We start from the raw sequence: 12,354 nt of genomic DNA, 5'->3' as shown, positions 1-12,354 counted from the left end.
TGCTTGGAATAACTCCTGCAAAGTACGTGGATTTCGCGCGGAAGGTCAACCCGAAGCCAACCGTCGCCTTACTTTCGGGTTACTGCTACGCCTTTAGCCGCTGTGTTCATGCCCGATTCCGACCCCAAACCACCTTCCCGTTTCCGACGTGCCCTGGGCGCAATGGGGCGCGCGGCCCTGCTGCCCGTGCAAGGAGCGGGCTACCTGGTGCGGTCGGGCCGCGCCCACCAGCACTTTTTTCTGCCGGTGCTCAACGGCGCCCTCGGCGACCAGCTGGCCGCCCGCTACGACCGCCGCGCCATCCAGATGAGCTTCCGGCGGGGCGGCCAGGACGTGCGCGTGGCCGACCTGCGCCTCACCGAGCCGCACCAGAAAACCGTGGTGTTCGTGCACGGGCTGATGGGCGACGAGCTCATTTGGCAATCTGGCTTTCAGGACGAGCCGGGCAACCGCCGCTACGGCCCGCGCCTGGCCGAAGAAGCGCGCCTGCGGGCCCTCTACATCCGCTTCAATTCCGGGCGCCACCTTTCCGAGAACGGGCGCGAGCTCAGCCGCCTGCTTACCGAGCTGGTCACTACCTACCCCGACGCCATCGGCGAGCTGGTGCTGGTGGGCCACAGCATGGGCGGGCTGATTATCCGCTCGGCCGGGCATTACGCTTCGCATTCTGCTTCGCGTAATGGAGAATTAAGGAATGAGGAATTAAAACAGCCTCCATCTTCATCCCCACTCGAAGAAAATTCCTCCTTCTTCGTTCCTCGTTCCTCAGTAAGCGAAGCGCCCGCGCCCTGGCTCTCGCATCTGCGCTCGGTATTCTTGCTGGGTACGCCCAACGACGGCTCGTGGCTGGAGCAAAACTCCCACTTCACGGCGCGGCTGCTGGAGCGCATCAACCTGTTTCCGACGCGCTTTTTGAGCAAGGCCCTCAACCAGCGCAGCAACGGCATCAAGGACCTGCGCCATTCCATACTGGTGGACGAGGACTGGCAGGACGCCCACGCCAACGACCTGCTGCCGCCGCGCACGCCCGTGCCGCCCCTGCCGGGCGTGCAGTACCACATTCTAATCGGTTCCTGGCTGCGGGCCACCCGGCCGTCGGCCCTGCGGGAGTATTTCGGCGACGGGCTGGTGGGCCAGGGCAGCGCGCGGGGCCACGCCACTTTCGGCGACGAAGCCGCCCTACCGGCGGGGGCCAGCGTGCGCACGGCCGTGTTTAGCCAGCAGCACCACGGCAACTTGCTCAATCATCCGGAGGTGCTTCAGTACCTCAAGCAGTGGGTGTAGCGGGTGCCCGGCCGCGCACCAAAAAGGGCCACACTCCTTGCGAAGTGTGGCCCCGTTGCATGCACAGGTGGTGCGGTGCTTAGGTGGTGGTGCCCGACGTAGTGCCGGACGTGGTGGTGCCCGACGTGCTAGTGCCCGACGTGGTGCCGGTGGTTCCACTCGTGGTGCCCGACGTGGTGCCAGTGGTCGTCCCCGAGGTGGTACCGCTTGTGCTGCCCGACGTCGTGCCCGAGGTGGAACCCGAAGTCGAACCCGAAGTAGAGCCGCTGGTCGAACCGGCGTTTTCGGACGCGGTGCAGGCACCGAGGATGGCGAGCGACGAGCACAGAGCTGCACAGGTCAACCCAGAAAGGAGTTTGCTTTTCATAAGGCTTTGGAAAAGTGTTAGAAAGAATTTTGGCTTGAGGCCACTCTACTATACGTGGGTTCCTGGCGCGATTTACCCGTATTTCGGCGCGTTAAACACGTATTTTTAGTCGGTTTTGGCCGCTGCCACGGGTGTTGGCGCGGGCAACTCGCAGTCACACAGCACTTCCCGGGTGGGTTTTGACACCCGATAGTCGGGCAGCGAAACCTCTTTCATGTACACCACCGACAGGTGGCGTAGCGGGGCGTGGAGCGGGTTTTCGTGCCAGATGCGCAGCAGGTAGTTGCAGTAGTACGGCCGCATCCAGGTGTTGCTCACGAACAGGTAGTTCTCGGAATACTTCCGCCACCGGTCGTTCTTAAAAAGCGACACCACCGACGCGGGCTTGTCGTAGCGCACGGGCGCCCCGCCCCGGTTCAGGTCCAGCTGCTTGCCATCGACGGTGGTGCCCTCCAGGATGTACCAGCCGTCGTCCTTGAACACCGTGGGCGCAAACATGCCCCAGTGCTGGTCGATGCGAAACAGGTAGCCAAACCAGCGCGTGTTCTCCGACATAATCCCGCCGGTGGGCCGCACCACGGCCACGTCGTCGAGGTTCCACCAGCAGACGTAAAACAGCGTCACCCCCACAAAAACGTCGCGCACTTGGCGCAGCACCTCCCGGGTGGTGGGCGTGGGCTCGGCCGTGCGCTCCAGCCGCCACGGCAACTGCCAGGCGGGCAGCCGCGGCCGCAGGCGTTGCGCGCGCGCCGCGTGGGGCGCCAGCTTTTGGGTGAGCCAGTCGAGCGCCACGGGCGGCAGCAGGCCCACTACCGAGGCCAGGTTGATTAAATAGAACAAGCCCACGAACAGCGTGACGCTGATGGTGAGGTGAAACCCGACCATGATGCCGATGAACAACAGCCGCCACCAGCGCACGCCCACCGGAAAAAACAGCACAAAAGGCAACAAGAGCTCAATGAAATACGCCCCAAAAGTGAGCACCCGCAGCAGGTCCGGGTACGGGTAGAGCAGCCGCCCGCCGGGCAGCAGCACTTGGTCGAGGCTGAAAGCGTAGTACAGCGCGGTGCCGTCCTGGGTCCACTCGCCGCCGCTTTTGAGCAAGGCCGTGCACCAGTACAGCAGCGCCAGCTGCACCACGTAGGCCACCGTGGCCGGGCTGAAATACTCCAGCTGCTCGGGCGCCGGCTTGCCGCGGGCGTCCCGCGACCAGACCCGCCCCCACGGCAAAAAAATACCCCAAAACAGCAGCATGCGCAGCAAGTCGTCGCCGCCCTGCCCAATGAAGGGGTTGCGGTTTTGCAACGACACCAGCAGCACCCACGACACGATGGTGGCCAGCCGCGTGTGGTAGCCCAGCAGCAGGGCCCCGGCGAAGGCGGCCGCCACCAAAAACAGCACGGCCTGCACCTGCCACATCCCGCTGCCCACGTGCAGCGAAAACTGGTAGGGCGTCCAGCCGTGGTCGAGCACGGCGCTCACGGGCAGCACGCCCATGTTGGCGTAGTGCGCCTCCAAATCGGTGCTCCGAATGGCCAAATCGACCAGCACCACGGCGGCCGTGGCCATGCGCAGCAGCGCCAGCGCCCGCAAGTCGAGTACAAATGGCCGCCGTAGCACTCCCCAAAACCCGGTACTATTGATGGCCATATGTTGTCACAAATCTTCTGCTAAGTAGTGGTTATTGGGGGTAGTTGCTCGTTGTTGGGGGTGCAAAGCTGCCCGAAAATTCGAGTAAATTGGCAAATTCATCCTGCCGGATTGCGTTAGGCGTGAGGGGGCCAATGGAAATTTCCAGACAGCTTCCACAGCTAGCCGCTTGAGAAAAAACAAACAACTAACAACGAATAACTGACAACCAAAACCTGTCGAAACCCAACAAGGCGAAAAGGGAGTCATACGCATGACCCGCCTTTTCGCCTTGCGAAAGAGAAAAAAAGTAGCTGCGCTTGCTTAGCGCGAGGTGGTGCCACCAGCGCCCGTGCTACCCGATGTGGAGCCGCCGCCCGTGCCGCCCGACCCACCGGTCGTGCTGCCACCCGACGTGGTGCCGCCGGTGCTGCCCGTGCCACCGGCTGTGGTGCCGCCAGTGCTACCCGAGGTGCTCATGCCCCCCGTGCTGCCACCGGCCGTCGAACCACCGGCGGTAGAGCCCCCGGCCGTAGAACCACCCGCAGTCGAACCACCGCCGGCGGTTGAGCCCGAGCCGCTCGTCGACCCGCCCATGTCGCCCGAGCCGCTGGTAGAGCCCGAGGTGCTCATTCCGCCGCCACCGGACGCATCCATGGTCGACGTGCTAGTGGAGTCCATGCTCGTGCTGCCCGACTCGCTGCCCGTGCCCGACCCCGTGCCACCGCCTTCGGCGGAAGAGGACGATTTGCTCTCGCAAGAGCCCAGCGACGCGGCACCTAGTGCCAGCGCAGCGATGAACAAAGAAGGTTTTCTAGTAAACATCATGGTGAAAGAGTAGTTGGTTTGGTTAGCTATACGGCCAATATCCACCGGATAAACATGTAAAAAACCCGTATTTTTTGACGGTATAACTACGTAGTGAACAGCCTAATGCTGAGTTTATTGGCCCCAAAACCACCAGCCTGGCTACCCGCTTCAACCCTTGTGCCAACCGGCGCGTTAGTCCCCCGGACGGCTTCTGCCTCTGCTACTTCACCATGCCAGCCCCTTCCCCTGATGTTATCCTTTTCGACGGCGTATGCAACCTCTGCAACGGGTTCGTGCAGTTCGTCATTCGCCGCGACCCGGCGGGCCGTTTCCGCTTTGCCGCGTTGCAAAGTGCCGCCGGCCAAGCCCTGCTGGCGGCCCAGGGGCTAGACGCCGCAACTGTGGCTTTGGAGCCTGAATCGGTGCTGCTGTTCAGCGGCGGCCGGCTGTACTCGCATTCCTCGGCGGTGCTGGGCATCGCCCGCCGGTTGGGGGGCGTGTGGCAAGTAGCATCGGTTGGGTTGGTGCTGCCCCGCGAGCTGCGCGACGCCCTTTACCGCTTCGTGGCCCGGCACCGCTACCGCTGGTTTGGGCGCCAGGAAAGCTGCATGCTGCCCACGCCTGCCCTCAAAGCGCGGTTTCTGTAGGAGGCATTTGCGGCCGTAGAAAAGCTCTGGTTAGGCAACTAATAAGAATGGCCAACAGTTAGCTTAATTTTTGGATTTATTATATTATGCCGACATATTATTACTTTAATTGATTGATTAACTGAGCATTAGTTGCATAGCAGTAGCATTATAGCTGAACTATTTCCAGCTGTTTGGTGCTTAAGTCAGCACCAAACCGGACCGGCTGAAGCAATCCGAAACGGTGCCAGTTGCGCGTACGCAGCCGCTTTACAGAGGCAGAGCGGCGCTGCCGACCGGCCCGCTAGCTTGCCCGGCTGCCATTACCTGTACTCTATGACGAAGGGTTGCCGCGCTGTTTTCACCCTGTTGATTTTCTGGGCTCTGCTCGTTGCCGAGCATGCCTACGCCCAATCGGGCACGCCGCTGTGGCAGCCAGCCCCGGCCCCCAAGGCCCGCGACGGGGCCGCAAAGCCCGGACCAGGACAATGGTTCACCCTGGACGCCGCGCAGCTCACGTCCCGTTTGGCAGCGGCCCCGCCCGAAAATCAGGCCGCGGCGGCCGTTACGTTGGAAATTCCTTTTCCTGATGGCACGCTGCACCGGTTTGCCGTAACCCACGTGCCGGTGCTGGCCCCCGAGCTGGCCGCGCGCTACCCCCAGATTCAGACCTACGCCGGCCGCGGCCTCGACGACCCCGACGCCTCCCTGCGCTTGGAAACGGCCCCCACGGGCGTGCACGCCCAGGTGCTCACCGCCACCGCCACCATCGGCGTGGTGGCCGAACCCAGCGTGGCCAACCGCTACCAGAGCCGTGCCGAAGCCCCGGGCAATTTTGATTGCGTGACCCGGCAGATTCCCGGCCGGGCGCAGCGCGTGGCCGGCGGCGTGCCGCCCCTGCCCCCCGCCCCCTACGGCACCCAGCTGCGCACCCTGCGCCTGGCCCTGGCCGCCACCGGCGAATACGTGCAAAACCTGGGCGGCAACAGCGTGGCCGGCACGCTGGCCAGCATGGCCACCCTGGTCAGCAACCTCAATGCGGTGTACGAGCGGGAGCTGTCGCTGCGCCTGCAGCTGGTGGCCAACACCGACCAGCTGATTTACCTCGATGCGGCCACCGACCCGTACAACAACGCCAACCCCAATGAGTTGATGGAAACCAACCGCACCTCCCTCGGCGCGAAACTGGGGGTGACCACCTTTGACCTGGGCCACGTGCTGGGCTACCGCGCGGGCGGCTACTCGGGCATTGCCTACGTGGGGTCGGTGTGTTCGGCTTCGTACAAAGGGGGCGGGTCTTCCACCGGGTCTTCGGCGGGCCTCATGACTACGGTGGTTACCCACGAAATAGGCCACCAGCTGGGTTCCAGCCACACGTTTAACGGCGAAGGCGGCAACTGCAGCGGCGGCAACCGCGACCCGGACCTGGCCTTCGAGCCGGGCGCCGGCAACACCCTCATGTCGTACGACTCGCGGTGCTCGCCGGATAACGTAGGCCCGCCCGTGCGCTTTTTCCACGCCGGCAGCCTCAGCGCCATCATCCCCGAACTCACTTGCGGCAGCACCAGCGCCACCGGCAACCGCCCCCCGGCCGTCACCGTGCCGCCTTCTTCCTACACCATTCCCATGGGCACGCCCTTCGCCCTGACCGGCGCCGGCACCGACCCCAACGGCGACGCCCTCACGTATTCCTGGGAACAGCTGGACCGGGGCAACCCCACGGGCCTGGACGGCGCCGCCGCCGACCCTTCCGGCCCGCCGCTGTTTCGCAGCTTCGCGCCGGTGGCTAGTCCGGCACGGACCTTCCCCGCCCTTGCCAACCTATTGAACAACACGCTTTCGGTCGGCGAAATCCTGCCCCTGGTGGCGCGTTCGCTCAACTTTCGCCTCACTGCGCGCGACAACCGAGGCGGGGTGGCCGGCGCCAACGTGTCCCTGGCCGTGGCCGCGGCCGGCCCGTTTGCCATCACGGCCCCCGCCGCCGCATTCACGGCAGCCCCGGGCAGTGCCTACGCCCTGACGTGGAACGTGCTGGGCACCGACCAAGCCCCCGTGAACTGCGCCAACGTGCAAGTCTTGTTTTCGAGCGACGGCGGCCTCACGTTTCCCACGGTGCTGCTCGCCAGCACGCCCAACGACGGTTCGGTTTCGGTGCAGCTACCGCGCCTCAACACCACCCAGGGACGCCTGAAAATCCAGGCCGTGAACAACGTGTTTTTTGCCATCAACAACGCCAACATCACCCTGGCGGGCCCCCTGCCCGTGGAGCTCACCCGCTTCACGGCGGAAGCGCAGGGCAGCGCCGCCTTGCTGGAATGGACCACCGCTTCGGAGAAAAACAACACCGGCTTTGCCGTAGAAGCCTCGGCCGACGGCACCACCTTCCGGCGCGTGGCTTGGGTGGCCGGCAAAGGCAATAGCACCAGCCCCACGCCCTACCAGTTCACCGACGGCGCCCTCCCCACCTACGCCGGCCCCACCGTCTACTACCGCCTGCGGCAGATTGACGCCGATGGCACCGAGAGCTTCTCGCCAGTACGCACCGTGGCGGTGCCCGCCGGTGTGGCAGCCCGGCTGCAGGTGTGGCCCAATCCCGCTCGCGGCGCGGTTTCGGTAGGCGGCATCGCGCCGGGCAAAGCAGTGCAGCTCATCGACCTCACCGGCCGGGTGCTGCTCAGTGCGGTGCTGCCCGCCGATGGGCCGCTTCAACTACAGTTGCCAAGCGGATTGGCTCCCGGACTGTACGTGGTGCGCAGCGGCGGACAGTCGCAGCGGCTGGTGGTGGAGTGAGGAGTTGTTAGTTGCCAGTTGTTGGTTGTCAGTTGCTAGCTGGTTTTTGAAGCAGATAACTAATAACTGACAACCAGCAACCAGCAACCAACAACTAACAACCAAAAAATTCAGCGCTGTTTCCGGCGTTCGGCTTCGTAGACGCGGCGGCCCAGGTCGCGCAGAAAAGGAAAACCGATGCTGTCGTATTCGTACCGGTCGTCGTTGAGCACCCCGTCGGCATTCACATAAAGCACGGCGCTCAGCATGAATTCCACGCCGTTGGCTTGGTCCTGCACATAGGCGTTGTCGATGAGGAAGCCGTAGGCCTGGCCGATTTTGTTGAACACCCGCACGCCCGGCGGCAAGGGCACCTGCCCTCCCCCGCCCAGGAGGAATTTGGCGTAGGTATCGGGGTAATGGGCCACGTCGTAGCGCGGCGACGGGCTTTCGCGCGGCGCTTGCGACAGGGCTTGGCGCAGCAGCGCGTAGTCGTCGGGCGCGAGGCGCAGGCGCTGGGCGGGCGGCAGGCTTTCGGGGAAAAGCACGGCTTGCAACATGCGCTGCAGGTCGGGCAGCGAAAAGGCATTTTTCTGGCGGAAGTCCAGAGGCCCGGCCACTACCTGCGTGCCTTGCACGTGGCTTTTCCCGACGCCTTCGCCGCGTAGTCGCAGCTGGGGCCACGGGCCGCCGTAATGGGCGGCCGGCTGCTTGTACAAAAGCTGCGTGGCGGCGGTGTCGGCGTAAAATGCCACGAGGTTGGTGTGGCGGCTGCCGGGTTCCTGGTCGCCCACCGCCAGGCGGTGCTGCAGGCGGCTGTCGCGCAACCCCAGCCGGACCAGGCCGGCATTCAACTCGGCGGGCCCCACGAATTCATACAGCCGGTTGAAGGCGTCGTTGTCGCTCACCAGCAGCGCCTTGCGCACGTAGTTGGCCAGCGTGGGCCGGCCGCTGGCACTGCTACTGTCGCGGCGCACCCGCGTTTGGCCGGCAAAGGCCGAGTCGGTGAGCATGATGGCCTCGGGGCTGAGGCCGGGGACTTGGGTGGCCAGGGCTCGCAGCTTCTCCAGCGCCAGGGCCGCGGCGGCCAGCTTCACGGTGCTGGCCGGGTAGAAGTATTCTCGTGGCCGCAACCGGTAGCCATACCGGCGAAAGTGCGGCGTCCCGGCCGCGTCGCGACGGATTTCAGTGTAGAGAATTTGGAGGCGGTAGCGTCCGGGATGGGCCAGCACACGCCCGAGGCCCACGGTGTCGTGGCGCAGCATTTGGCGCAACGGGTTCGGCCGAATCTGCGCTTGCGCAGGCCCGTTCAGCATCAGCAGCAGTCCCAGCAGCAGCCATGTTAGCGCGCCCTGGCAAACAGCGGAGGGTAAAATCGTAGAGTTCGGGCCGCGGGTACCATCACCCAGAAGCGGCATCAGGTTCGCCTTGCGCATCAGAAATGGACTTGTTCGGCCCGGCGCAAAACTGCGTCGTCGATGGTGGCGCCCAAGCCCGGGCCGGCGGGCATTTCAATCACGCCGCCGGCGCCGTAGCGAATGCCGCCCACCACGGGGTCTTCGGTGAACATGAGCGGCGTGTCGAAATCGCAGTGCCGAATGGCGTCGTTGGTGAGGGCCAGGTGGGCAGCGGCAGTCATGCCCAGGCGCGACTCCAGGAAGCCGCCCACTTGCAAGGCGAGGCCCGCTGCTTCGCCCAATTTGGCGATTTTCTGGGCTCGGTGAAAACCCGACGACTTGCCCAGCTTGATGTTAAGCATCTGGCAGGCCTGCAGTTGAATGAGCCGCGCGGCGTCGTGCTCGTCGCCGCAGCTTTCGTCGGCCATAATCGGGATGGGCGAGGCCGCCGACACCCGGCTCAGCTCCATAAAATGCTGCCGCAGAATGGGCTCTTCGCAGTGCTCAATGTTGAATTCGGCCAGGGCGTGCAGCACGGCAATGGCATTGTCGGCGGTCTGCCAGCCTTGGTTCGCGTCGATGCGCAACGGGTGCGCCAGGCCAATGCCCTCCCGAATGGCTCGAATTCGAGCCACGTCCTCCTTTAGCGTACCGCCCAGCTTCACCTTGATGGCCGGGAAGCCTTCCCGCTGGAAGCGCACGGCATCGGCGCACATCTTGTTGGGGGCGCCCAGGCTCACGGTCATGTCGGTGTGCAGGGTTTTGCGGTTGTTCCCGCCCAGAAACTTATATATCGGCAGGCCCGCGTGCTGGGCCGCAATGTCGTGCAAGGCAATATCAAAAGCGCTTTTGACGCTGCTGTTGCCGTAGATGATGCGGTCTAGCTCGGCCAGATTGCCGGCCAGGTTCAACGCATCGCGGCCCTTCAGGACCGGCGCAAAGTATTGGCCCACCACGAAGCAGGTATCCACGCTTTCCCCGTTGATGGTGAGGAAAGGGCTGCACTCGCCGAACCCAAGGTGCCCGTCTTTGGTGCGAATGACCACCACCACGTTTTGCACCGCCGCCAGCGGGCCGAGGGAAATCACGAACGGCTCGCGCAGCGGCACGAGCAACTTGTAGAGGCTAATGGCTTGAATGGTGGTACCGGGCATGGGGCAAAGTAATCCCAGCAAATGACGGGGCGCCGGGCAACTAAATCAAGGAGAGCTGGGGTAGAGCGCATCCTGGGGTTAGCACACGCCTCTCAAGTGCGCCAACCCGATAAATCAATAGGAAAAATTATTTTTAGTAATTCATACAACCTTACTGGTAGTTGATACATCAATTACGTAACTCTGTTTCACTAACCATTTTACCTTTTCATTTATGAAAGCACTTCTCCGCTCGCTACTGGCCCTGACCGCCGGCGTCAGTCTGCTGGCTGCTGCCCCAGCCCAGGCCCAAACCTTCCCCAACAGCAACCTCGATTCGTGGGCCCCGCGCAACGGCATCGAACCCCCCACGAACTGGTTGGTGACGAACGACTTTCTGCCGTCGTTTTTGCCGCTGCCAATCCCCGGCCTTAGCATTAACAATGTAACCAAAACGACAGATGCCCGCACTGGACCGTTCGCGGCTAAGCTGGAAACAGCTACTATTCCTTTTACACCTATATCAGTGCCCGCTTTCATGATTTTGGGCACTCGCTTAACCACTAACGCCGAACTTCCCGGCGGCCTACCCTTCACTGGGCGGCCAGCCCAGATGCAGTTTGGTTACAAGCTAACCGGACCGAGTGCTCTTGCTGACTCGGCAGCCATGGGCGTGCAACTTACCCGCACCGTGGGCGGCAACACGACAGTCATTGCTGAAGCTTACATCGACCGCCTAACCCCGGCCACCGCCTATACCTTGCAAACGCTGCCGTTAGATTACTTCTCCAGCGCCCAACCCGACACCGTGCGCATCATCTTCGTGTCGGGCTCTGTCGAAGGCGTAACCCCCGGCACCGTGCTGCAAGTCGACGATATCTCCTTCACCGGCACGGTCACGACCACGCGCGACGCCGCCCTGGCCGCCACCCTGAGCGTGTACCCCAACCCCAGCGCCGACGGCCGCTACGTGCTCAGCGCCACCGAGCCGGCGCTGCTGGCCGCGCCCCTCACCGTATTCGACGCCACCGGCCGCGTGGTGCGCAGCGAAGTGGCGCCCAAAGCAACCACCGCGCCCCGCTCCCTCGACCTAAGTGGCCTGCCAGGCGGCGTCTACACGCTGCAAGTTCTGACCAGCAAGGGCATTATCACCAAGAAGCTAATAACTCGATAAGGGGGCAGAAGCCTTTTAATGGTTGAATGCAAGCGGCGTCCTTCATGGGCGCCGTTTTTGTTTCCAGGCTGGCAGAGTTCTAAATCCAATCCCCTGCTGGCACTGACTGGCGGTGGCCGGGCGGGTTACACCAACGGCTGTCGCCGGTGAACGAAGCGTTGCTTCAGCCACAAAAAGGGCACGCCCAGCGCCACAATGAACCCCCAGTCGGCCCCGAACCGCTCCAGCCCTTCCAACGCCAAATCAAAGCGGCCCACCACCAAGCCGGCTCCTACCAGCGCAGCGGCCGGAATGAACGCCATGGCGATGAGCGGCCCGGCCTGGAAGCTGCGCCGGAAAGCCGCCAGGATGACCAAACCCGAAAGGGCCCCTGCGGCCGCCAGCAGCAGTTCCATCAGTTTGGGGTGGGCCAAATGCTGCACTTCGCCGTTGGCCGCCAGTGCGTCGGCGCTGGTTTCGCCAGCCGCCACCAAGGCCCACATGGTGAGCGCGGCAGCGGCCACCAACACCGCGTAGCCGGCCAAGAACGACTCGATGCCGCGCCGCACCAACTGCCAATGCCGGAGCACCAGCCCCAGCGGAACCTTGGTCATGGGGTCGAACCCTGGGGCAATGATGGCCGAGGCCACAAAGGCCACGGCCTGGGGCACTGGCTCAGACACCAGGCCGATGGCGGCTACGATGCCGCCCAGCCCCATCAGTAAGAGGTAGTTGACGGTGATGCGACCTTGATGGCGCAAGCCACTCTCCATTTCTTCCCAAATGGCCTCGTCGCGGTCGTCGTCCACGGCCTCGTGGTTGGCGGGGGCAATGAAGCTGGCCACCTCGCTGGTTACCACCGACAGGGCTTGCGGGTCGGCAATGGCGGCGCGGGCGCAGCGCAGCACGTCGTCGGTTCCGCGGTTGAGCACGTGCACAGTCAGTAAATCGCCGACGGGCTTGAGCGAGGCTCCGCGCTGCAGCGACAGGCCAATCACGCTATCTAATTCGCCCAATTGGGCGCTCAGCGCGTCGGTAACGGCCGGTGGAACGGTCAGTTCTAAGGTCCGGTGCATTAAAAAAGAGCAGAAGCGTGGCGCGAGGTGCGGCACGCTTCTGCTTTACGTGCCTCATCCGTTCGCGTTGGCAAGGCCAGCTCACCGGCACCACGGGGCTGGCCCGCGCC

11 protein-coding genes are annotated in these 12,354 nt (G+C 63.7%); 5 read left to right on the top strand and 6 right to left on the bottom strand.

Features of this window, described 5'->3' with window-relative positions:
• The first annotated feature begins 108 nt into the window (after positions 1-108).
• Positions 109-1,284, top strand: coding sequence for an esterase/lipase family protein (locus VF629_RS02835; RefSeq protein WP_331056936.1), 1,176 nt, complete (start codon positions 109-111; stop codon positions 1,282-1,284).
• Positions 1,285-1,363: 79 nt separating this feature from the next.
• Here the strand turns inward: VF629_RS02835 and VF629_RS02830 are convergent, their stop codons facing one another.
• The 3 genes from VF629_RS02830 to VF629_RS02820 form a co-directional block, all read right to left on the bottom strand.
• Positions 1,364-1,651: a hypothetical protein gene (locus tag VF629_RS02830; protein ID WP_331056935.1), complete on the bottom strand. Its 288-nt coding sequence runs from the start codon at positions 1,649-1,651 to the stop codon at positions 1,364-1,366.
• A gap of 105 nt (positions 1,652-1,756) precedes the next feature.
• The gene (locus VF629_RS02825; protein WP_331056934.1) at positions 1,757-3,301 is read right to left on the bottom strand and encodes an HTTM domain-containing protein; all 1,545 of its coding nucleotides are present in this window, start codon (positions 3,299-3,301) and stop codon (positions 1,757-1,759) included.
• 303 nt (positions 3,302-3,604) lie between these two features.
• Positions 3,605-3,937, bottom strand: coding sequence for a hypothetical protein (locus tag VF629_RS02820; RefSeq protein ID WP_331056933.1), 333 nt, complete (start codon positions 3,935-3,937; stop codon positions 3,605-3,607).
• Between VF629_RS02820 and VF629_RS02815 the strand changes: the two genes are divergently transcribed.
• From VF629_RS02815 to VF629_RS02805, 3 genes are all read left to right on the top strand, one after another.
• A complete protein-coding gene (locus VF629_RS02815) occupies positions 3,936-4,121 on the top strand; it encodes a hypothetical protein (protein WP_331056932.1) in 186 nt (61 codons plus the stop codon). The two genes, VF629_RS02820 and VF629_RS02815, sit on opposite strands and share 2 nt — an antisense overlap.
• 199 nt (positions 4,122-4,320) lie before the next feature.
• A complete protein-coding gene (locus tag VF629_RS02810) occupies positions 4,321-4,737 on the top strand; it encodes a thiol-disulfide oxidoreductase DCC family protein (protein ID WP_331056931.1) in 417 nt (138 codons plus the stop codon).
• Positions 4,738-5,052: 315 nt separating this feature from the next.
• On the top strand, positions 5,053-7,506 hold the full coding sequence (locus tag VF629_RS02805; protein WP_331056930.1) for a reprolysin-like metallopeptidase: 2,454 nt from the start codon (positions 5,053-5,055) through the stop codon (positions 7,504-7,506).
• 110 nt (positions 7,507-7,616) lie between these two features.
• Here the strand turns inward: VF629_RS02805 and VF629_RS02800 are convergent, their stop codons facing one another.
• Both VF629_RS02800 and VF629_RS02795 read right to left on the bottom strand, forming a co-directional pair.
• Positions 7,617-8,921 (bottom strand): serine hydrolase, encoded by a 1,305-nt coding sequence (locus VF629_RS02800; RefSeq protein WP_331056929.1) that lies wholly within the window; start codon positions 8,919-8,921, stop codon positions 7,617-7,619.
• Entirely contained in the window at positions 8,921-10,036 is a 1,116-nt protein-coding gene (locus VF629_RS02795) for a dipeptide epimerase (RefSeq protein ID WP_331056928.1), read from the bottom strand. The genes VF629_RS02800 and VF629_RS02795 overlap by 1 nt, the downstream gene beginning before the upstream one ends.
• Before the next feature lie 214 nt (positions 10,037-10,250).
• On the opposite strand from VF629_RS02795, the gene VF629_RS02790 reads away from it, so the two are divergent.
• Positions 10,251-11,189, top strand: a complete 939-nt coding sequence (locus tag VF629_RS02790) for a T9SS type A sorting domain-containing protein (protein WP_331056927.1) — start codon at positions 10,251-10,253, stop codon at positions 11,187-11,189.
• Between the two features lie 125 nt (positions 11,190-11,314).
• Here the strand turns inward: VF629_RS02790 and VF629_RS02785 are convergent, their stop codons facing one another.
• Positions 11,315-12,244, bottom strand: coding sequence for a DUF389 domain-containing protein (locus tag VF629_RS02785; RefSeq protein ID WP_331056926.1), 930 nt, complete (start codon positions 12,242-12,244; stop codon positions 11,315-11,317).
• Positions 12,245-12,354 lie beyond the last annotated feature (110 nt).

It is taken from the genome of Hymenobacter sp., from assembly GCF_036388155.1.
GTDB lineage: Bacteria > Bacteroidota > Bacteroidia > Cytophagales > Hymenobacteraceae > Hymenobacter.
The sequence above is the reverse complement of the archived record's forward strand: the minus strand, read 5'-3'. Positions and strand labels throughout refer to the sequence as shown.